This is a genomic window from Streptomyces sp. NBC_00250 (assembly GCF_036192275.1).
Lineage (GTDB): Bacteria > Actinomycetota > Actinomycetes > Streptomycetales > Streptomycetaceae > Streptomyces.
Map to the genome: position 1 here is coordinate 7,988,736 of NZ_CP108088.1, position 21,584 is coordinate 8,010,319.

18 protein-coding genes are annotated in these 21,584 nt (G+C 71.3%); 6 read left to right on the forward strand and 12 right to left on the reverse strand.

Annotated elements, in window-relative coordinates:
* Positions 1–2 precede the first annotated feature (2 nt).
* From OG259_RS36205 to OG259_RS36215, 3 genes are all read right to left on the reverse strand, one after another.
* On the reverse strand, positions 3–1,337 hold the full coding sequence (locus OG259_RS36205) for an ABC transporter substrate-binding protein (RefSeq protein ID WP_328946089.1): 1,335 nt from the start codon (positions 1,335–1,337) through the stop codon (positions 3–5).
* Entirely contained in the window at positions 1,322–2,608 is a 1,287-nt protein-coding gene (locus OG259_RS36210) for an aminotransferase class V-fold PLP-dependent enzyme (protein ID WP_328946090.1), read from the reverse strand. The genes OG259_RS36205 and OG259_RS36210 overlap by 16 nt, the downstream gene beginning before the upstream one ends.
* A gap of 126 nt (positions 2,609–2,734) precedes the next feature.
* Complete coding sequence (locus OG259_RS36215) at positions 2,735–3,370, reverse strand: TetR/AcrR family transcriptional regulator (protein WP_328946091.1); 636 nt, start codon at positions 3,368–3,370, stop codon at positions 2,735–2,737.
* A 53-nt stretch (positions 3,371–3,423) separates the two neighbouring features.
* Between OG259_RS36215 and OG259_RS36220 the strand changes: the two genes are divergently transcribed.
* Positions 3,424–4,401, forward strand: coding sequence for a GNAT family N-acetyltransferase (locus OG259_RS36220; RefSeq protein ID WP_328946092.1), 978 nt, complete (start codon positions 3,424–3,426; stop codon positions 4,399–4,401).
* Positions 4,402–4,518: 117 nt separating this feature from the next.
* Here OG259_RS36220 and OG259_RS36225 read toward each other — a convergent pair whose 3' ends face one another.
* Both OG259_RS36225 and OG259_RS36230 read right to left on the reverse strand, forming a co-directional pair.
* A complete protein-coding gene (locus OG259_RS36225; RefSeq protein ID WP_328946093.1) occupies positions 4,519–4,908 on the reverse strand; it encodes a VOC family protein in 390 nt (129 codons plus the stop codon).
* A 221-nt stretch (positions 4,909–5,129) separates the two neighbouring features.
* Complete coding sequence (locus OG259_RS36230) at positions 5,130–5,858, reverse strand: TetR/AcrR family transcriptional regulator (RefSeq protein WP_328946094.1); 729 nt, start codon at positions 5,856–5,858, stop codon at positions 5,130–5,132.
* 191 nt (positions 5,859–6,049) lie between these two features.
* On the opposite strand from OG259_RS36230, the gene OG259_RS36235 reads away from it, so the two are divergent.
* Complete coding sequence (locus OG259_RS36235) at positions 6,050–7,273, forward strand: saccharopine dehydrogenase family protein (protein ID WP_328946095.1); 1,224 nt, start codon at positions 6,050–6,052, stop codon at positions 7,271–7,273.
* Positions 7,274–7,305: 32 nt separating this feature from the next.
* Here the strand turns inward: OG259_RS36235 and OG259_RS36240 are convergent, their stop codons facing one another.
* The 6 genes from OG259_RS36240 to OG259_RS36265 all read right to left on the reverse strand — a co-directional run bounded on the left by OG259_RS36240 (position 7,306) and on the right by OG259_RS36265 (position 14,274).
* Positions 7,306–7,668: a UBP-type zinc finger domain-containing protein gene (locus OG259_RS36240; protein ID WP_328946096.1), complete on the reverse strand. Its 363-nt coding sequence runs from the start codon at positions 7,666–7,668 to the stop codon at positions 7,306–7,308.
* Positions 7,665–9,170 (reverse strand): ATP-binding protein, encoded by a 1,506-nt coding sequence (locus tag OG259_RS36245; protein WP_328946097.1) that lies wholly within the window; start codon positions 9,168–9,170, stop codon positions 7,665–7,667. Before OG259_RS36245 ends, OG259_RS36240 begins: the two co-directional genes overlap by 4 nt.
* Positions 9,167–10,843 (reverse strand): FAD-dependent oxidoreductase, encoded by a 1,677-nt coding sequence (locus OG259_RS36250; RefSeq protein WP_328946098.1) that lies wholly within the window; start codon positions 10,841–10,843, stop codon positions 9,167–9,169. The genes OG259_RS36245 and OG259_RS36250 overlap by 4 nt, the downstream gene beginning before the upstream one ends.
* Before the next feature lie 202 nt (positions 10,844–11,045).
* The gene (locus OG259_RS36255) at positions 11,046–11,942 is read right to left on the reverse strand and encodes a hypothetical protein (RefSeq protein ID WP_328946099.1); all 897 of its coding nucleotides are present in this window, start codon (positions 11,940–11,942) and stop codon (positions 11,046–11,048) included.
* Positions 11,939–13,864 (reverse strand): GMC family oxidoreductase, encoded by a 1,926-nt coding sequence (locus OG259_RS36260; protein ID WP_328946100.1) that lies wholly within the window; start codon positions 13,862–13,864, stop codon positions 11,939–11,941. Before OG259_RS36260 ends, OG259_RS36255 begins: the two co-directional genes overlap by 4 nt.
* On the reverse strand, positions 13,861–14,274 hold the full coding sequence (locus OG259_RS36265; RefSeq protein WP_328946101.1) for a hypothetical protein: 414 nt from the start codon (positions 14,272–14,274) through the stop codon (positions 13,861–13,863). The genes OG259_RS36260 and OG259_RS36265 overlap by 4 nt, the downstream gene beginning before the upstream one ends.
* A 133-nt stretch (positions 14,275–14,407) precedes the next feature.
* On the opposite strand from OG259_RS36265, the gene OG259_RS36270 reads away from it, so the two are divergent.
* From OG259_RS36270 to OG259_RS36285, 4 genes are all read left to right on the forward strand, one after another.
* Positions 14,408–15,019, forward strand: coding sequence for a hypothetical protein (locus OG259_RS36270; RefSeq protein WP_328946102.1), 612 nt, complete (start codon positions 14,408–14,410; stop codon positions 15,017–15,019).
* Positions 15,020–15,384: 365 nt separating this feature from the next.
* Entirely contained in the window at positions 15,385–17,199 is a 1,815-nt protein-coding gene (locus tag OG259_RS36275; RefSeq protein ID WP_328946103.1) for a choice-of-anchor A family protein, read from the forward strand.
* A 207-nt stretch (positions 17,200–17,406) separates the two neighbouring features.
* Complete coding sequence (locus OG259_RS36280; protein WP_328946104.1) at positions 17,407–18,729, forward strand: hypothetical protein; 1,323 nt, start codon at positions 17,407–17,409, stop codon at positions 18,727–18,729.
* 24 nt (positions 18,730–18,753) lie between these two features.
* Positions 18,754–19,677, forward strand: a complete 924-nt coding sequence (locus OG259_RS36285) for a YhjD/YihY/BrkB family envelope integrity protein (RefSeq protein ID WP_328946105.1) — start codon at positions 18,754–18,756, stop codon at positions 19,675–19,677.
* A gap of 59 nt (positions 19,678–19,736) precedes the next feature.
* Here the strand turns inward: OG259_RS36285 and OG259_RS36290 are convergent, their stop codons facing one another.
* Positions 19,737–20,858, reverse strand: coding sequence for an ABC transporter substrate-binding protein (locus tag OG259_RS36290; protein ID WP_328946106.1), 1,122 nt, complete (start codon positions 20,856–20,858; stop codon positions 19,737–19,739).
* Between the last annotated feature and the right edge of the window lie 726 nt (positions 20,859–21,584).

Below are 21,584 nucleotides of genomic sequence, written 5' to 3' on the forward strand. Positions count from 1 at the left end.
GGTCAGGCTGCCTGCTGCCGGCCGGTCTGCTGGGCGAGCTGCGCGGCGGCTGCCTTGAGGGCGCCGGCCGGGTCGGCACCCTTGAGCAGCACCTGGCTCTGGGCGTCGCTGGCGAGCTTGAGGGCTCGGCTGTAGTCGCTGGTGAAGTTGGTCGCCTCGGATCCGGAGGAGAGTGATTCGACGAGGGACTTCAGCACGCGCTGCCCGCCGTAGAAGGGGTGCGGCGCGTCGAACATCGGGTCCGCGTAGGCCGCCTTGAGGGCGGGGAAGACGCTGCCGGAGGAGTACATGCGGTTGATCTCGGCCGGCTTGGTCAGCGCGTGCTCGATGAAGCGCCAGGCGGCCTTGCGGCGCTTGCCGGCGGCGGAGACCGCCAGGTAGGTGGAGTTGACGATGACGCTGCGCCCTCCCCCGGGGACGGCGGCCGGCGGCTGCATGACGCGCCACTTGCCGCTCTGGGCGGGGAACTTCTCCGCCATGTACCCCACCGCCCAGGCGGCCTCCGGCGCGGTGGCGAGCTTGCCCTGGCTGACCAGCCGCTTCCAGGTGCCCTGGCCGGCGGTGTCGGCGAGCAGGCCGCCGTCGTTGAGCCGCTTGATGATCGTGAGGGCCTTGACCGCCGCCGGGGAGGCGAGGGTGACCTTGCCTTCCTGGTCGAAGTAGAAGGCGCCCTGGAGCTGCATCAGGTTCTGGAAGAAGTCCATGTCCTGGGTGGTGCCGGGCTTGTCGAGCCCGATGAGCTGGGCGCCGGTGGCGGCGCGGATCTTCGGTCCGGCGGCGATCAGGTCGTCCCAGCTGGTGATGGTGGCGGGGTCGACGTCGGCCTTCTCGAAGAAGTCATGGCGGTAGAACAGTCCGAGGGGGTTGACCTCCCAGGGCAGGGCGTGGACGGCTCTGTCCTTCCCTATGACGGTTGGCCACAGGCCTTCGACGAAGGCGTCCTTGTGCTTGTCGGCGCCGAGCCGGGACAGGTCGGCGATGCCCTCCGGGAACTTCTCCAGGTATCCGGGCAGGTAGTCGACGCCGATGTGGAGAACGTCAGCGAGGCCCTTGCCGCCCGAGGCCAGGCCGACGGTGATCTTGTCCCAGATGGCCGGTTCGCCGACGTCCTGGATCTCCACCTTGATGTCCGGGTTCTCCCGCTCGAAGGAGGGGACGACTCCGCGCAGGGCCTCCGCCGCGGAGGTCCAGCTCCAGACGGTGATCTTCCCGCTGTCGCCGTCGGCGCCGGCGGCGTCGCCGCCGGATCCGCCACTGCCGCAGGCGGCCAGGCCGAACCCGGCGGCGGATGCGGTGGCGAGGTGCAGGATCTGTCGGCGGGTCAGCTGGTGGGACATGTCGGCTCCTGGACGTCGGTACGAGTGTGGGTGCTGCTTTCGGTGCCGGTGGTGCCGGTGGTGCCGGTGGTGCCGGTGGTGCCGGTGGTGCCGGTGGTGCCGGTGGTGCCGTGGGTGAGGGTGCGCAGTGCCTCAGCGAACAGGTCCGCCGCGACGGGCGGGGTGGAGGCATGAGGAGAAATCCGGATCCACTCGTCTCGGCGAGTGGCGATCACCCCGGCTGCTTCGAGGGTGCGATGGACGGTGCTGGGGTCATGACCGGGGAGGCGGAAGGTGCCGATTCCTCCGCGCTCCCGGGGACCGAGCCCGTCCGACAGGACCTCGGCGCCCGCCCGCCGCGCCCGGTCGAGCAGTTCCGCGAGGGTGGCCCGGATCCGGGCGCCGACGACGGCCGGGCCGCCCTGGTCGAGCAGGTCGTCCACGGCCGCGCCGATGGCCGCGGCGGCCGGGAAGTCCGGATTGGTGGCCAGGTGGGCGGCGGCCCCGGGCAGTGAGGGCGCCGGATGCCGTACGGCGAAGGGCTCCGTGACACCGGCCCAGCCACCGAGCCCGGGAGCGAGACGCTGGCCGCACCGGTCGCGGATCAGCAGCAGTGCGGCTCCCCAGCCGGCCCGCAGCCACTTCTGGCCGCCGCTGACGAGGACGTCGGCGGCGTCGGCTTCGAGCGGGACGGCACCGAGCCCCTGGATGGCGTCGACGATCAGGAGCCGGTCGGGCCCGAGGACCTCCTTGAGAGCGGCGAGCGGGGCCACATGGCCGGTCAGCGAATCGACGGCGCTGACGGTGAGGGCGGTGACGTCGGGAGTGAGATGACGGCGCAGAAGTTCGGCGGTGATGTGGCGCTGCCCGTCCGGATCGACAAGGCGGACGTCCGGGCCGCCGCGGCCGGCGAAGCGAAGCCAGGGATAGACGTTGGCGGGGAACTCGCCGCGGGGCACGAGCACGGTGCCGGGACCCTGGAGCGCGGCGGCCACGGTGAACAGGCCGTTGCTGGTGGACGGGGCGAGGACGATCTCGTGGGGCCGGGCGTCGAGGAGCCGGGCCGCGGAGGTCCGGGCGGCGTCACCGAGGGCGAACAGCCGGTCGAGGTCGGCGGGGTCCGCGCGGCCGGCCAGTGCGGTCGCGGCGGCGAGCGCGTCGGCGGCCCGGCGGGAGAGCGGGCCGATCCTGGCGTGGTCGAGGTAGCCGGGCATCGGCCCGTGATCGGGGGCGGCCCGGCCGGACGCCGCGCGGGTGGCGGCATCGGACGGGACAGGGATTTGAGCGTTCAAATTCGGTCCTCTAAGTGTTCAACTGCATGACGATCCCTGGATTTGAAGGTTCACATTAGAGAGCACACGTCGCCCCGGCAAGAGTTCTGTCGAGGTGGACTTCCCCGGCCGAGCCTGCGCGTGGGTCTACCGGCGGCCGCGGGGCCGCCGGTGGTCGCCGGTGCCGGGACGAGGCAGCGCGGTCGTCGCGAGGAAGTCGTCGAGCATCGCGCTCTGTACCTCCTCCGGGAAGCGGGCGGGGTCGAAGAGGGCCTGGACGACGAGGCCGTGCGTGAAGGCGACGGTGGTGGCGGCGAGTTGTTCCAGGTCGACGTCTGCCGGGAGCTCACCGAGGTCGCGGGCGGCCTCCAGGTGGGGGAGCAGGGTCGAGCGCAGCCGGGTGTAGCGGCCGGCCTGCTCCGCGGTGAGGTCGTCGTCGGCGAGGGAGAGGTCCCAGGAGCTGACCCAGATGCGGTTGCGCGCGGTGTCGCCCGGAGTCAGCGGCAGGATGTCCAGCAGCATGACGCGCACCGTGGCGAGGCCCGCGGCGGGACGGGCCCGGCGGGGCCGTCCCGCGGTGCGCTTCTCCAGCAGGTCCAGGGCGTGGGTGATCAGGGCCCGTTTGGTCGGGAAGTAGTGCATGAGCATCCCGGTCGAGACACCCATCGCGGTCGCGACGGCGCGCAGGGTCAGCCCGCCGAACCCCTTGTCGGCGAGCACCTGCCACACCGTCTCGGATACGTCCTCGCGGCGGGCATCGCGGTCTCCAGGTGCGGGCGGCATGCTGCTAGCTTACGTACCGAACGCTTGTTACGCACCGAGGGAGCGATGCCCACATGTTCACTCTGCCCATCGGCGATGGTGCTCGGCTCCGCCCCCTGGAGCCCTGGCAGGCGCCGGAGTTCCTCGCCCACATCGACCGCGCGCGGGACAGCGTCGACCCGTGGATCCCCTGGGCGACCTTCAGCACCGACCTGCCGTCCGCCACGGCCACCCTCCAGCGCTATGCCGACCGGCAGGCCACCGACAACGGCGGGATCTTCGGCATCTGGCTGGACGGCACGTTGGTCGGCGGCGTCATGTTCACCCGCTTCGACAGCGCCTCCGGGGTGTGTGAGATCGGCTGCTGGCTCGAGAAGGCGGGGGAGGGGCGGGGCCTGGTGAACCGGGCCTGCCGGACGCTGATCGACTGGGCCTTCACCGAGCGGGGCATGAGCCGGGTCGAATGGTGGGTCGCGGCGCACAACGCCCGCAGCATCGGGGCCGCGCGCCGGCTCGGCATGACGCGCGACGGCGTGCTGCGGCGGCATTCTCCGTACCGTGGGGTGCGGCACGACATCGAGGTCTGGTCGGTCCTGTCCGAGGAGTGGCCGTCTGCCGGGGAGGGGTCCGCGTCCGGCGTCCAGGCCGAACTCGACCGGCTGATGGGCGTGTTCGTCGATGCCTTCACCAACACCGGCGGCAGGCGGCCCGACCTCGGGGTCATCCGCGACGTCTTCATCCCGCAGGGGATGATCATCGCGAACGTCGGGGACGAACCGGTGATCTACGACCTCGACGCGTTCATCGAACCCCGCCAGAGGATGCTCACCGACGGGACGCTGACGGAGTTCTCCGAACGGGAGGTCGCCGCGCGCACCGAGATCTTCGGATCGATCGCCCATCGGTTCAGCGAGTACCGCAAGTCCGGCTATCACAACGGCGAGTGGTTCGAGGGTTCCGGTCACAAGACCACCCAGTACCTCCTGACCCCGGCGGGATGGCGGATGTCCTCGTTGGCCTGGGACGACGTGCCCGCCGCCGTCACCGGGTGACCGCACGGATCCGATCCCGGCGCGATCGAGGGCGAGGGCGAGACCGAGGGAGTGTGCGTGGTCGAGGGAGTGTCAGGGGCCGCACTCCGCGCTGGATGCGGCCCCCGACGGGGTCGCCTACGAGGTCCAGCCGCCGTACGGCACGGTGATCAGTTCCATGAGGTGACCCACCGGGTCGAGGAAGTACACGCCGCGGCCGCCGTCATGGTGGTTGACCGTGTCGGGCTGCTTCCGGTGCGGATCGGCATAGTGCTCGACGCCGTCCCGCCTGATCCGCGCGTACGCCGCGTCGAACTCCTCCTCGGAGACCAGGAAGGCGTAGTGCTGGGGGGTGATCCTGTCCGCGGGGATCGTGGCGAAGTCCAGCGTGACGTGGTTGCTCAGACCGACCGCGACGAACGGACCCCACTCGGCGGTGATCTCAAGGCCCAGCAGGTTCGCGAAGAACTCCGCGGATTCCCGGTTGTCCCGGGCGTGGACGATCGTGTGGTTCAACTCGACTGACAAGGAATGCCTCCGAAGGCATCTCCCGACACCTCCATGCCGCACCCGGTCGGTGACCGGCACGCGATGCCGCCGTAGATCCTATCCTGGTCGGTGCTGTCCAGGTAGCTGTCGCCCATGTGGCTGTCTCCCGGGGGCGATCGCTCTCATTCCCAGTCTATGGCGCAGACGGGACAGAGGTCGACGCGGAGCCCGGGAGGGCTTCGCGCGGCGGGCGACAGCCGTCACACCCCTGATGTGCCCGCGGCGGGATCCGCTCGCGCCAGTTGTGCCGCCGTGTGCTCCAGCAGCATCTCCAGAACCGCCGGATAGGCGCTGTACGGCATGCTCCGGGCGAGAAGGCCGGCCGTCGCGGCGATGTGGGGATGCGACGCGGCGGGCAGCCGCGCGTACGTCGACCGCCACATCGCCTCGTCCTCCGCGCGGGCCTCGTCCGTCAGGGCAAGCGAGCCCGCGTCCAGGGCGGCGAAGGCGAGACTCTGGTCGATGAACGCGTGATACGTGCGGACCGCCGCCGGATCGGACAGCCCGGCGCCCCGCAGGATGCCGAGCACCGCCTCGTCCACCGCGATCTCGCGGGGCCGGCCGCTCACCCGGCTGGCGGTGAGCACGGCCGCCTGTGGATGGGCGAGATACGAGGCGTGGACGGCCAGGCCGAGGGCCCTCAGATCCACCCGCCAGTCCCCGGTCGCCTCCCAGCTGTCGAGCGCCCGCCCCATCAACTCGTCCCCGATGGCGCGGGTCAGGTCGTCCATCCCGGCGAAATACCGGTAGAGGGTGCTCGGGTCTGCGCCCAGCGCGGTACCCAGACGGCGGGCCGTCAATCCGGTGATGCCGTGCTCCCGCAGCACCCGCAGAGCGGCCTGCACGAAGAGCTCCTCGGACAGGACGGTGCCGCCCTGGGTGGGGCGTCGCCGACGGCGCGCCCCCTCCGGAACCACCTGCTTGGCCACGCCCGCCACCCGCTCTCGTCGTCCGGTCGTCCTCCTGCCGCGTCCCGCCCGTACGGCGGTCGCATCCGGTCCGTACGCCGGTTTCTGCCCGCGACACGCCTTATGCCAACAGCATTGACCTTAACGTGTGCCATCCCGTTGCATCAGCCCTGCCCGGAGGCGTCCGCCTCCCCGCAAGGAAGGTGTTTGACGTGCGAGTACTTCTCGTGGGCGCAGGCGGCGTCGGAACCGCTGTCACCCGCATCGCGGCCCGTAGGGCCTTCCTCACCCACATGGTGGTCGCCGACTACGACCCCGCCCGGGCCGAGGCCGCCGTCGCGGCCTTGGGCGAGCGCGGCGGACGCTTCAGCGCGCTGCGCCTGGACGCGTCCGACCAGGAGGCGGTCGAGCGGGTGCTCACCGAGCAGAACTGCGACGTGCTGCTCAACGCCACCGACCCGAGGTTCGTGATGCCCCTCTTCGGGGCCGCCCTGGAAGCGGGCACCCACTACGTGGACATGGCCATGTCCCTGTCGGCGCCCCACCCGGAGCGTCCTCACGAGGAGTGCGGTGTGAAGCTCGGCGACGAACAGTTCGCGCTGGCGGGCCGCTGGGAGGAGAGCGGCAGGCTGGCCCTGGTCGGGATGGGTGTCGAACCCGGCCTGTCCGATGTGTTCGCCCGCTACGCCGCCGACGAACTCTTCGACGAGATCGAGGAGATCGGCATCCGTGACGGCGCGAACCTGACCGTCGAGGGCTACGACTTCGCCCCGTCCTTCAGCATCTGGACGACCATCGAGGAGTGCCTCAACCCGCCCGTGGTCTACGAGCGGGACCGGGGCTGGTTCACCACCGCCCCGTTCAGCGAGCCCGAGGTCTTCGACTTCCCCGAGGGCATCGGACCGGTGGAGTGCGTGAACGTCGAGCACGAGGAGGTGCTGCTGGTCCCGCGCTGGGTGGACGCGCGCCGCGTCACCTTCAAGTACGGCCTCGGCGACGACTTCATCGCCAAGCTCAAGACGCTCCACGAGCTCGGCCTGGACTCCACCGCCGAAGTGACCGTGCCCGGCAAGGACGGGCCGGTACGCGTCTCCCCGCGCGACGTCGTCGCCGCCTGCCTCCCCGACCCCGCGACGCTCGGGGAGCGCATGACCGGCAAGACGTGCGCCGGCACCTGGGTGAAGGGCACCAAGGACGGCGCGCCGCGGGAGACGTACCTCTACCACGTGGTCGACAACCAGTGGTCCATGCGCGAGTACGGTTCCCAGGCCGTCGTCTGGCAGACGGCCGTCAACCCCGTCGTCGCCCTGGAGCTCCTGGCCACCGGCGCCTGGGCCGGGCAGGGCGTCCTCGGCCCGGAAGCCCTTCCGCCGCGCCCCTTCCTCGACCTGCTGAACGCGTACGGGTCTCCGTGGGGACTGCGCGACCAGATGTGAGCCGGCTGCGGCATCGGGCCGCCGGCCGGTGCTCAGCGGTGCAGCCGCTGCTGCCAGTCCTGCGGGACACGGCCTGCCGGGCCCGGGGTGGGCTGGTCGGCCGGGTGGCCGCCCGGCGGCGCCAGCGCGGGGCCGGCGTCGTACAGGCCGTCGGTGGCGTAGTTCCAGTACCACTCTTCGCCGGGCTCGAAGCTCTGCACCAGGGGATGCCCGGTCGACTTCCAGTGCGCGGTGGCGTGCTGGGCCGGCGAGGAGTCACAGCAGCCGACGTGGCCGCACTGGGCACAGCGCCGCAGGTGGAACCACCAGCCGCCCACCGCGTCGCAGTCCGCGCAGCCCGCGCCGCTGGGCGGGACGCCCGGGTCGATTCCGTCGATTCCGTCGGTCTCGGTCATGCGGGCTCCTCGGCGGTCTCGGTCTCGGGCCGTGCTTCTGTCTCGGCTTCGGGCTCGGTCTCCGTCTCGGTCTCCGGGGCGGTCAGCGGCAGCAGCACCTGGAACCGGGTGTCACCCGGGACGGACTCGACCTGGAGGCTCCCGTGGTGCTTGCTGACCACGATCCGCCAGGAGATGTCGAGGCCGAGACCGGTGCCTTCGCCGACCGGCTTGGTGGTGAAGAAGGGGTCGAAGATGCGACTGCGGATGTCCTCGGGAACGCCGGGGCCGGTGTCGCGGAACTCCACGAGCAGCCGGTCGCCCTCCCGGGCCGTACGGACCGTCAGGGTGCCGTCGCCGCCGGTGCTCCCCATGGCGGACACCGCGTTGTCGATCAGGTTGGTCCACACCTGGTTCAGTTCCGCCGGATAGGCGGGCACGTCGGGAAGGGAACGGTCGTAGTCCTTGACCACACGCACCCGGCGACCGATCTTGCCGGACAGCATCAACAGGGTGCTGTCGAGGAGTTCGTGCACGTCCACGTCGCGGTGCGGTGCACGGTCGAGCTGCGCGTACTGCTTGGCCGCGTCCACCAGATGGGAGATCCGGTTGGTGGAGTCGTCGATCTCGTCCATCAACTGCTCGGTCTCGACCGTGTAGTTGAGCCAGCCGACGGCTCCCGGCAGGACGTCATCGGCCACGGTCGCCGCCACCTGCTCCAGCCAGTCCGTGTCAAGACCGGCCTGGACGAAGGTGGGTGCGATCCGCCAGCCCTCCGGGATGCCGTGGTCCTCGAGCCAGTCGGCGAGTTCGTCCTCCCGGTCGGACGCCTCCAGAGGGCTCAACACCGGTGCCTTGGCGACCCGTTCGGCAGTGCGCTCCTGGATCTCGATGAGCTCGGCGAGGGCCTCCCGGGTGTAGGGGCCCCGGGCGATGACGGACAGTTTGTGCCGCATCTTGCCGACCCGCTCCCGCAGGGCGGCGGTGGCCCGGACGGCCGCCGCCGCCGGGTTGTTCAGCTCGTGGGTGAGTCCGGCCGACAACGATCCGAGCGCGAGCAGCCGTTCACGCTGACCGATGGCGCGCTGAGTGTTCTTGGAGCCGAAGAAGAGCCCTTCCAGCAGGTGCGCCGCCATCGGGAACCATTCCCGCATGATGTCCGCGAACGACTGCGCGGGCAGCACGAAGAACCGGGTGGGCTCGGTCACCCGCATGGAGTTGTTGTACGTCTGCGGCACCCGGTCGCCCAGGTACGCCTGCATGGCACCCGCGTACACCCCGCGCTGCGAGGTGCGGCTCACCTCGACGTCGTCGCCGCCGACCCGGCGGTACAGGACGACGGTGCCCTCGATCATCACGTAGAAGCAGCCGGCCGGGTCGCCCTCGGTGTAGACGGGGCCGGGCCCGAACAACTCCACCCGCCCCTCGGCGCACAGCCGTCCGAGCTGCTCCGGCGAGAGCTTCTCGAAGAGGAACAGCGAGGCGATCTCGTGCTGGTCGCAGGGCATGACCCGACCGCTCATGACTGCTCCAGGTATCGGTGGACGAGCATCACGGCCATGGCTCCCTCTCCTACGGCGGAGGCGACGCGCTTCGCGGACTGGGCGCGGGCGTCGCCCGCCACGAACACGCCGGGAATGCTGGTCTCCAGGTGGTACGGCGGCCGGTCCAGTGCCCATTCGGGCGGCGGTCGCCCGTCCGGCGTGAGGTCCGGTCCGGCCAGGATGAAGCCGTGCTCGTCGCGCAGCACCGTCCCGTGGAGCCAGTCGGTCAGCGGGGCCGCCCCGATGAAGACGAACATCCACTGGGCGTCGACGGCTTCCGTGGCGCCGGTCCCGGCGTCCCGCAGGGTCAGCCGCTCCAGGTGTTCGTCGCCGTGCGCCGCCTCGACGACGGTCCTGGGCCGCACGGTGATGTTCGGCGCGTCCTCGATCTGCTGGATCAGGTAGTACGACATCGACGCCGTCAGGGACTCCCCGCGCACCAACAGCGTCACCGACTTCGCACCCCGAGCCAGGTGTACGGCCGCCTGCCCGGCGGAGTTCGCGCCCCCGACGATGTACACGTCCTGGCCCTCGCAGGAGGACGCCTCGGTGAGGGAGGAGCCGTAGTACACGCCGCGGCCGGTCAGGTCGGCGCAGCCCGGCGCCAGGAGCTGCCGGTAGGACACCCCGGTCGCCAGGATCACGCTGTGCGCGGCGACCTCCGAGCCGTCCGAGAACCGTACGACGCGGGCCGCGCCGTTCACCTCGAGGCCCGTGACCTCGCGCGCGGTGAGGATCTCGGCACCGAAGCGGCTCGCCTGGCGGCGGGCGCGTTCGGTGAGCTGCGCGCCGGACACGCCGTCCGGGAAGCCGAGGTAGTTCTCGATGCGGGAACTCTGGCCGGCCTGCCCGCCGGTCGCCGAGCGCTCGACCAGCACGGTCCGCAGTCCCTCGGAGGCCCCGTACACCGCCGAGCCGAGCCCGGCCGGGCCGCCGCCGATGACGACGAGGTCGTAGAAATCGGCGGCCGGTGTCGTCGCGAGACCCACCTGGGCGGCGAGCCCAGGGGCATCGGGCTCCACCAGTACGGTCCCGTCCGGGGTGATCACCAGCGGCAGCCGATGGCCGTCGACCCCGGCCGCCTCGAGGAGCCGCCGCCCTTCCGGCTCGTCGGAGGAGTACCAGCGGTAGGGCACCTGGTTGCGGGCCAGGAACTCGCGCACGTACGAGGAGCGGGCCGACCAGCGGTGCCCGACCACCTTCGTGGCGGGAACCGGGCGGTAGTCGCTGGAGCGCCAGGCCGTGAGGAGGTCGTCCACGACCGGGTAGAGCTTCTCCTCCGGCGGGTCCCACGGCTTGAGCAGGTAGTGGTCGAGGTCGACGACGTTGATCGCGTCGATGGCCGCGTTCGTATCGGCGTACGCGGTGAGCAGCACGCGCCGCGCCCCCGGATACACGCCGAGGGCCTGCTCCAGGAACTCGATGCCGTTCATCTGCGGCATGCGGTAGTCGGCGAGGATCACGGCCACCAGGTCGCCCCGCAGCTTCAGCTCGCGCAGCGCCTCAAGAGCGGACTCGCCGGATTCGGCCCGTACGATCCGGTACCCGCCGCCGTAGTGGCGCCGCAGGTCGCGGGCGATGGCGCGCGACACGCCCGGGTCGTCGTCCACCGTCAGGATGACGGTCCGTGCCGCGTCGGTGGCCTGTGCCATGCGGTCTCCGCCCTGCTCGCTCCGGACGACCGGCACGACGAGCTGCCGACACCGGCTCCTGCCCATCGTATGTTCGATCGCGGAGGACCGCTCCGGCACACGACACCGAGAGCGGCCCGGCCTGCCGGGTGACCGCGGAGACGACGGCTGGGGGCGCTCGTACCGCAGCGGGGGAGTCCCCGGACCCTCACTCCGGCGCAGATCAGGGGCGCCGCCCGGTCGGCACGTAGTACGGGCGGTTGTGCGCTGCCACGGGAGGCGACTGGTAGGTCCAGGCGCCGGCGGCCGGTGTCACCGCGATTCCGTCGGGTCCGTCGGTTCCGTCGCCGAGGAGGGAGAGGACGTCGGAGCCGAGATCGCTCTCCGGCGCGTGTACCGCCAGCCGTGCGCGGCCGGCGTGTTCGGGGGCGGCCAGGTCGTACCAGCGGTACGGCTGGTAGACGTTCATGGGGCCGGCCAGCAGGCGCCCCTCGCGGTCGGTGCCGTAGCCGGTGATCGGAGCGGAGTTGGCGGCGACGGGGGTGAGGCCGTCGAGGCCCGCCGTGATGTCGAGCAGGGGCCCCAGGTCTTCCCGCAGTGTGTCGTCCGGGCCGATCGCGGCCGCTTTGCATGCGACGTTCCAGGTCTCGCCCGCGGGCCCGTTGAGCGACGGCAGGCCGACTTCGAACCGGCCCGGGAACTTGGGCTCGGCGTAGAGTTCGCGCCCGGCCCTGATCGCGAACGGGTTGTCGCAGACGACGTGGACGCGAGCGATGCCGAGCAGTTTCGTCTGGTCCCAGCCCTGCGCGTACTGGGCGTAGCTCAGGCGGGGCAGCCGGCCCTCCGCGCCCGTCGGGAACGCGATCACGTTGAACTCGATCTCCTGGGTGACGCCGCCACCGAACGCGTACTGCGCGAAGTACAGCTGGTAGTTGAGCGAGACCAGCGCCCGCCCGTCCTCGAACACGGCGGCGGTCAGCTCCGGGTGGTGCTTGGCGAGCAGCTCGCGAACCGGTCCCGGTTCGACCAGCCAGTCGATGCCCACCTGGTGCAACGCCCCGTAATGGAAGGGGAGTCGGAAGGGATCGCTGACGGGCGGCAGGGGCAGCGGGGCGGTCATGCGGAGGCTCCTCGGGAGGTCGGTGATGTCTCGCTGGTCACGGAAGGCGGCGGAGGAGGATCGAGGGACACCGGGCGGTCGCGGGACGCCAGGTCCGCCTCGATGTGCTCCGCGCTGCGCAGTGCGAGCGCGGCCATGGTCAGCGTCGGGTTGGAGGTGGCCACCGAGGGCATGCTGCCGCAGCCGACCGCGTACAGACCGGGGTGGTCCCAGCAGCGTTGCCGGCCGTCCACCACCGAGGTGGCGGGGGAGTCGCCCATGATGTGGGTGCCGGCGGCATGGCCGGCCCCGCGGTATCCGTACGTGCGGCCGCCGTGCTCGAAGCGCCCCGGCCAGGCCGCCACCGGTGCGTAGTCGGTGTGGTCCTCTGCGCCGAGCAGCTCGAAGATCTGGTCCGAGACCGCCCGGGCCGCCACCATCCCCTCACGCACGTGCTCGTCGAGGTCGTACGTGACGAGGGGGCGGGGCAGGCCCAGCGCATCGCGCTCGTGCGGGTGGAGGGTGACCCGGTTCGCGGGGTCGGCGCTCTGCTCCATCTCGAACTGAAGGGTGAACTGACGGCGGATCCGGTCACCGACCGCCCGCCGCAACTCCGCCCCGATGAGGCCCCGTTCGGTGAGGAAGTGGTGCACGTCCGTGTCGACGGGTCCCTTCGCCCAGATCCAGCCCCACGTCCCGAACTCGACGCGGAACGGCGCCCGCAGGCGGCGCGCGGGGCCCGCACGGAAGCCCTCGAAGCCGGAGACCGAGCCGGGGCCCCGGTAGGGCCCGGCGTCCTCGGGCAGCAGGCCCCACGTCAGCAGGACCGGATGGTCCATCAGGTTGCGGCCGACCTGGCCGCTGCGGTCGGCGAGCCCGGAGAGCAGCAGCAGCCGGGCGTTCTCCACGGCGTGCGCGGCGAGCACCACGACGTCGGCGTGCGCGACGGACGCCCTCCCGTCGTACGAGCGGTACTCCACGCCCGTGGCCCGCCCGCCCGCGTCGACGAGGACCCGGCTCACCACGGACCGGTCCCGGAGCGTGACGGTCGCGCTCCAGCGTCCCTGCGTCTTGAGCGGGGTGTACTTCGCGTACGAGGGGCAGTGCGGGATGCAACTGGCACTGCCCGCACACCGGCTGTCCGGGTCCGGCCGCCCGTCCCGGCCGCGCGGCACGTAGCCGCGCCCCGCGTCGTACCGGGGATCCGGGACGCCGTTGCGCGCGTGCGGGGTGCCCACCACCCGCAGCTCGACCTCGCGCCGGGCCACGGGATCCTTCACGCGCCGCCCGTCGAGGCGGGCCGAGAGCACGCGGTCCAGACGCGCGGCCGGCAGGGCCCGCATCGGGAACGCGTAGTCGTCGGGGAAGGGCAGCCCGACGTGCTCGCGCTGCTCGTCGGCGTCGGCGGCCACCCCCAACTCCTCCTCGGCGGCCCGGTAGTGGGGTTCGAGATCGTCGTACGTGAGCGGCCACCGCCGCCCGTACCCGAAGGTCTCGGTGTCGAAGTCCTCCGGGAGCATCCGGGGCGCGAGGCCGGTCCAGACGTTGCCGGTGCCGCCGTTGGCGCGGACGTATCCGCTGGCGTACGGGAGCGGACCGTCCTGCCGGAGGTGACCGGACGCCCGGTACCCGGGGATCCCTTCCGTGCCGGCGAGATCCGACACGTCGGGCCAGGGGGCTGCCGGATGGGGCCGGAAGGGGAAGCCGGCGCTGGGCGGGTCGGAGGCCGGTTGCCCTTCGTGGCCGGGGCCCGCCGCGCCTGTGGCGTCTGCAGGGCTTGCGGCGCTCGCCGTATCTGCCGTATCTGCCGTACCTGTCATACCCGCCGTGCCCGCTGTGCCCGCCTCAAGGACCAGGACCCGTCGGCCGAGCCGGCCGAGCCGGTGGGCGACGAGCGAGCCCGCGACGCCGGCGCCCACGACGATGACGTCGTATCGCGTCACGGGCCGCTCCCCTCGGCCGTGGAGTCCCGTCCCGACCGGTCGGGCGCATCGGCCCAACTTCCGTAACCCCCGGGGTCGGTGGCGGGAGCCCTGACGCCGGCAGCCTTCCACACCAGGCCCTCGGCGTAGGCGCGCGGGGACACCACGTACGGCGGTGACCCCGGCCAACTGCCCGTGTACCAGAGGTAGGTCACCTCCCGGGCGGCCTGTCTCAGCTCCCCGTCCACGACATCGTCCGGTTCTGCGGGCACCTCGCGCAGCAGACGCCCGTATCGTCGGGGGCCGAGCCGCTCCGAGGCCACCGCACGGTACACATCGGTCAGCCCCGTGGCCGCCAGGTCCTCTTCGTCGAAACCGGTCAGCCGCGCCGACAGGGCGGTGAAGCGCAGTGTCTCGTCTGTGATGGGCACGCGGGCATCGGTGCCCCGCCACGTGCCGGGCCATGCGCCGCCTCCCACGAAGGGCTTGATCACGCCCCTGGGCGCGCCCCTGAGCGCTCCCCCTGAGAGGGCCGCGCACGGATGGGCCGCATAGAGTTCCCGGGTGGGCGGTGACGAAGAAGAGCGGGGGCTTCCCGGCTGGCGTGTGCTGGTCGTCGGAGGTGCGTCGGGGATGGGCAAGACCCGGGTCAGCCGGGCCTTGGCGCGGCGGTACGACGTCCCCGTCGTGGAGATCGACGACGTCGTGGAGGCGCTCCTGGCCGTGACCAGGCCCGAGCATCTCCCCGAGGTCCATTACTGGCGTACGCACCCCGAAGCCGCGCATCGGACCCCGGAGTCCGTGGTCGAGCGGCAGATCGCGGTCGCGCGGGCGCTCGTGCCGGCGGTCGAGGCGGTGGTGGCCAACCACGTGGACACCGATACGCCGGTGATCGTCGAAGGGGACTACGTCCTCCCCGGACAGGCGGGGACGAACGGGCTGGTTCGCGCCGTCTTCGTGCACGAGGACAGCGAAGCGCACGTGGTCTCCAACTACCTGGCGCGTGAGCCGAAGGAGGGGCCTCAGCACCATCGAGCGCGGGTGAGCGTCCTCTACGGACGATGGCTGGCCGATCAGGCACATGCCGTGGGAGTTCCGGTGGTCGCACCGCGCCCTTGGCACGACCTCCCGCACCGCGTCGACCACCTGGTCCGAACCGGGGGCCGCGGCGGCTGACGCCCGGACCACCGGCTTCTGCCCTGGGCCGCGGCGTCCGATCCGCAGCCGCACCCGCATCCCTGTCGGCGTCCGCACCGCATCCGTATCGGCGTCCGCGTCCGCACCCGCACCCGCGTCCGCACCCGCGTCCGCGTCCGCATCACGGCGCATCACGGTCCTGCTGCTCCATCTGGCAGGCGTCCTTCACGCCATACGGTGAGCGCGGCCCCCGAGCGGATCAACCCCGGGCACCGCGCATGGTGCGCCGACCTGCGGGAACTGAGACTCGCGCCATGAAAACCGATACCCGCAGACGTCCCGCGCGTCGTCGGAGACGTACCGGCTCCGGCTCCGTCGGACTCGCGTGCGCTCTGTCCCTTGTCGTGGCACCCGCGCTCATGCTCGGCCCGGCTGCGTCCATCGCGCTCGCCGCCCCCCTTCCCGGTGGGCTCGGCCCCTGTGTCCCCGGGGACTGCCCCGACGACTTCCCCGAGATCGACAACGGCGACATCGCCGGGCGTGACAAGGCGATCAACATCTTCGTGGGGGAGGACTTCCTCGTCCGTGGCCGGGCGGCCGAGGCCGAAGGACGGGTCGTGGTCCTGGACGACTTCGACCAGAACAAGGACGCGGAGGCCGGCGGCAACTACAACCTCGGCATCGTCGGCGTCGGATCCCGAGTGCCCCCGCCCGACGGATCGGACTTCCTCACCACCGGCGGAGGCGTCACCGTCGCCGCGGGCCAGACCCTCGACACGAAGGGCGGCATCGAGACGGAGCAGGGGATCGTCCGTCACGCGGGCCCGGTCTCGGGCACGGTGACCGGCACCCTCGTCGAGGACGCGAACGCCGTCGCGCCGTACGCCGGGCTTCGCGACCAGCTCACCGCCGCCAGCCGCTGCTACGCCCGGGTCGACGGCCAACCGAGGACGCCCACCGGCACGGCGGAGAACCAGGGCGGCCAGACGCTCTTCACCGGTGACGGACGTTCGCAACTCCAGGTCTTCAACGTCGAATTCAACCTCACGACCCCGTCCGGGCAGCAGCAGGGCATCGTCTTCGCGAACATCCCCGACACGGCGACGGTCCTCGTCAACGTCCTCGGCCCCAACCGTACGCTCAGCACCTACAGCGGCGGCATCGACGACGACACGGACCCGCTGAACGCCTACCGCGAGCGACTGCTGTGGAACTTCCCGGACGCCACCTCGGTGAACCTGTCCGGCACCGGACAGTTCCAGGGAAGCTTCCTCATCGGGGAGCAGTCGTCGAGCACGACGGTCACCCTGCCCGGCATCAACGGCCGGTTCTTCACCACGGGGTCCCTCACCCACACCAGCGCCGCCACGGGCGGCGGCGGCCAGGAGTTCCACGCCTACCCGTTCAACGGCGACCTTCCGAACTGCGACGGGACCAACACGGTCACCGGTGAGGTGCGGGTGGTGAAGACGGACGTGGAGTCGGGTGAGGTGCTGCGGGGGGCTTCGTTCCAGCTGTGGGAGGAGACGAACGGTGTGCTGGGTCTGCAGACGAGCGGCCCGGACCCCGACACCGTGGTCGGTGGTCCCTGCACCACCGACGCGGAGGGTGTCTGTGAGCGGACGGTGGAGACGGGGACGTACTACTGGCAGGAGACGGATGCTCCTGACGGGTACGACCTTCCGACGTCGCCGGTCTTCGGGCCGCTGGAGCTGACCCAGGAGAACGCGGCGGCGGGGGTGTCCGTCACGGCGTCCAACAGCCGCACGCCGGTCTCGCCCGGTACCGGCTCGGTCAAGCTCCTCAAGTCCGACGCGGACAGCCGTCTGCCTCTCAGGGGCGCGACGTTCGAGCTGTGGGAGGAGACCAACGGGCGCACCGGATTGCAGACGGGTGGCACTGACCCCGACACCCGGGTCGGGACTCCGTGCACCACCGGCGTCGCGGGCCTGTGCTCCTTCGACGAGCTGGACAACGGCACCTACTACCTGAGGGAGACCGCCGTCCCGGACGGCTACGTCCTGCCCGCCGATCCGGTCACGGGACCCTACGTCGTCAGCGGTGACCAGAAGGTCGTGCTGGCCAGGCTGGACAACAGCCGAGCCGACGAACCCTGCGAGGACGGGGGATACGGCGACCAGGGGTACGGGGACCAGGGATACGGCGACCAGGGGTACGGCGACTGCCCCGGCGGCAAGGGCCGTACCGGCAAAGCCTGAGGAGCCACGAGCCACGAGCCACGAGCCACGAGCCACGAGCCGCGTCCACCGTCCGACGTGACGGTGGGCGCGACTCTCCGCACCTGAGCTGTCCGAGCCCGCGCATCCCGCGTCGGCCAGAGGCTTCCCGAGTCACCCGTTTGTCCACCCCGCCTGGCCGGAACGCTGCGGGCGGGTTTGTCTGAGTCCAATCGCGAGGAGGCACCCGTGCCGGAGGACGAAAGCACGAACGAACTGGCCGCACTGCGAGCCCGGATCGCCGCGCTGGAAGCAGACGCGGCCCGCCCGCCACGGCGCCATCGCGGCCGCTCGTTCCTGGCCGCCGTCCTGATCGTGATCGGATGCCTGCTCGCCCCGCTGGGCATCGTCGCCGCCTGGACCGCGGACATCGTCGGCGACACCGACCGGTACGTCTCCACCGTCGCCCCTCTCGCCTCCGACGAGGACGTGCAGGTGGCGGTCGCGAACCGGGTGACGGGCGCGGTCATGGAGAAGATCGATCTGGAGGACCTCCTGGAGGGGGTCGCCCCCGACCAGCGTCCGCTGCTCGCCAAGGCGCTGGGGAAGCTGGGCGGATCGCTGGAGAGCGCGATCCGGAGCTTCGTCCACGAGAAGACGCAGGAGGTCGTGGCCTCGGACGCCTTCGCGACGGTCTGGACCGACGCGAACAGGGCGATCCACACCTCGCTCGTCCGTGCCCTGACGGGCAGCGGTGACGGAGCCGTACAGATCAACAACGACACCGTGACCGTCGACCTCGCGCCCGTGATCGAACGGGTCAAGGAACGGCTGGTCGACTCGGGGCTCACCATCGCCGGCAAGATCCCCGAGATCCACACCGACTTCACCGTCGTCAAGTCCGAGGACATCGGCAAGGTCAAGACCGGATTCCGGCTGCTGCAGATCATGGGGGTGTGGCTGCCCCTTCTCGCCCTCCTGCTGATCGCCGCGGGCATCCTGCTCTCCACCCACCGCCGTCGCACCCTGATCGCCTCGGCACTCGGGCTCGCCTTCGCGGCCCTGGTCCTCGGCGTCGGCCTGACCGTGTTCCGTACGGTCTACCTCAACGCCCTGCCCGACACCGTCTCCCAGCCCGCGGCCGAGTCCGTCTACGACGCGCTGATCCACTTCCTGCGCACCACGGTCCGCATGGTCATCGTCCTCGGCGTGGTGCTCGCCCTGGCCGCCTGGCTCACCGGCCCCAGCCGCCCCGCCGTCGTCACCCGCCGCATCTGGAACTCCGGCATCGTCGCCACCCGTACCGCGGCGGAGGGATTGGGCCTGCGCACGGGACCGGTCGGCCCGTTCATCCGTCGCCACCGCAAGTGGATCACCTGGATCCTGGTCGGGATCGCCGTACTCGTGTACATCCTGTGGGACCACCCCACCGGCTGGGTCGTCGTCGGTCTCGCCCTGTGCCTGCTCTTCGCCTTCGCGGTGACCGGGTTCCTCGCGGCCGAGCCTTCGGACGCCGACGCCGACGCCGACGCCAACGCCGATGGCGATGGCGAAGCGCGGACGCAGGCGTAGGGGCGGATGCCGGGAGAAGGCCGCATGTCGGCCCTTGCGACACGATGGCGACTGCTGCGTGCGAGGGCCGAGGCGCGCCTGCCCGTCCTGACCGAGATCGCGAGCCGGTTGTTGTCCGGGAACCTGCTGGACGCGGGCACCCGGCTGGCGGCTCAGGCGTTCCTGGCCGCCGTGCCGCTCCTGTTCGCCGTCGCGGCGTTCGCCCCGCACTCGGTACGTGACCAGCTGCGGGAGTCCCTGCGTGCGATGTTCGGACTGAGCGGTCGTTCCGACGTCGAGCTGCAGCAGGTGCTCGGTGACTCCGCCGACGGCGACTTGAAGGAGACGACGGGTACGGTCGGTCTGGTCGTCGCGCTGGCCTCGGCGACCAGTTTCAGCCGGGCGATGGCCCGGGTCTGCGAGCGGGCCTGGGCGCTGCCCAAATCCAAGACGCGGGTCGCGGTCTGGCGTTGGTTGGTGTGGCTGCTGGCCCTGCTGCTCGTGGTTCTGATGCAGGGGCCGATGCGGGACGGCTTCGGGGCGGGCCTGTGGGTCGGCGTGCCGGTCTTCTTCCTCGTGAGCACCGGGATCTGGATGTGGACCCAGCATCTGCTCCTCGCCAACCGCGTCCGATGGCTGCCGCTGCTGCCGGGTGCGGTCCTGGCGGCGACGGCCACGAGCGGGCTGGCGCTGACGGCGCGCCTGTACATGCCCAACGCGTTCAACAGGGCGCTGGGGGAGTACGGGTCCCTGGGCCTCGTCCTCACCATGCTGTCCTGGCTGATCGTCGTGTGCGCGGCGGTCACCTTCGCGTTCACCATCGGGGCGGTGCTCGCGCAGGAACCGCCCCTGTGTCACTACCTGGGGCCGAAGGACGAGGGGCCGAAGGACGAGGAGCCGAAGGACGAGGAGCGGACAGAGGCGGACGATCAGGGTCCGACGGAGGAGCCCCCGGCCGGGAACACGTGACCTGCCGCTTCCGCGGCCGCCGCCGATCAGGCCCTCGCTGACCGGCGGCGCCGGGGTCCTCAGCCCGTGTGGAGGATGCGGAAGCGACCTGGTTCCGCCGGATCTCGATCGACGACCTGGACGGGCGGCCAGGCCCACTGCCACACGCCGATGCCCGGCGGCCGGGAGAACCGGATCTGACCGCGGGTGCCCTCGACCGCGACGCTCGGCCAGGATTCGGCGATGCGCTTCCGGTCCGTGCCGTGGGAACGCAGCACATCGGCGAGGACGGCGATCGTGTCGTAGCCCTCGAAGGCGACGAAGGAGGGCGCTTCGCCCAGCCGTTCACGGAGGGCCGTACCGACGCGCGCACCGAGTGGGCCGAGCCGCTCGGGGAGGTAGCGCAGGAAGGGGATCCCGGCGCCGTCGGCGCCCAGGAGCGTCGCCCATTCGGCGAACTCCGGCTGCCCGGCCGGAGCACCCAGCACGGTCTCGGCGAGGCGCGGGTCGCGGCGGACGGCCTTGACGATCGGCACCGCCGGCTCAGGGTGGCCGACCAGCAGAAGGAGCGCGGTCGTGCGGTGCTCGACGAGTGCGTCGCACACCGCCGCGGGGGTGAGCCCGCGCATGTCGAGCTCGATGACCGTGCCGCCGCGTGGGGCGAGGTGATCCCGCAGAATCCCGGCCCCGGATGCCCAGTAGACACTCGGATCGGCTGCCACGGCGATTCGGGTGTGGCCGGCGCCGAGGAGGAAGTCAGCGTAGATCCGCCATCCGTGGGACTGCGCCGGGGCGACGCGTGTGACCCATTCCGTCGGCTGGTCGGTGAGCGCGTCGAGAACGGCTGACGAGCAGAGGAACGGCACACCGAGGGCATCGGCCCTGGCGGCGACGGCGCGCGCGACGACGCTGTGATACTCGCCGACCACGGCGGCCACGCCGAGGCCCGCCAGTTCGTCCACGGCCGCAGCGGCCCTCTGGGGATCGGCGGCGGTGTCCCGGACCATCAGTTCGACGGGCCGTCCGGCGATCCCACCGGCGTCATTGACCTCGCGTACGCCCAGTTCGAGTCCGGCGAGCACGTGCCGGCCCGCCTCGACCCAGCCGGGCCGCGTCAGCGGAACGAGAGCACCGATCCTGACGGAGGAGTCGGACGCTCCGTCAGCGCGCTCCGCTGCGGGCGGCGATGGTGGTGTGTGCATGCGGCGCGTCTCCCGAGTGACGAGTCGGTCGCCACTCGCCCGGACAGCAGAGTGAACGTCAGTGGCGCCGAGAGTAACCGAGCGTCTGGTCGAGCGGCCGGGGGAGGGGTGGCGTCACGGGCGCGACCGACATCGAACGCCGGGCGGCAGCGACGAGAGCACGCCGGTGCGGTGGGAGTCTGCACCGCCGGTCACCCTCGCGGGGGACCTTGAGCATCGTCGGCTGGAAGGCTTTCACGTACTACAGGTACCTGACATTCAGGCGACACCGGTCCGCCAGTACGTCATGTCCCGGGAATGGCCTGATGGAAATCGGCCACCCGTAGCACGCAACCATGAGTCGTCAGTCGCGACAAATTCCGTCCGTGCTCGGAAAGCTGAAAGGCAGGTCAGATGGATCACGACTCTGCAGAGCTCGCGACCATCGGCGGTCTGGCGATATCGCTCGATCTCACCCGAACCCGACAACTCCAGTCAGCCTCTGCTCCGCACTCGCCCTCCCGAAGAGGCCTGTTTTCACCTGCCGCGCGGGAAATGATGGTTGAATTTTGTGCAGGAGTCGCCACGTCGTTCAGCGCGACCCGGGGATCAAATGGACTCGATCAACCGAGAGGATAGACATGCGCCGTTCTGCCGCTTCGTTCGCCGTTCTCGCCATGGCTGCGACCGGAGTCATAGGTCTGGCCCCTAGCGCATCCGCCGGATCCTATGGCTGTGCCGGGTCCT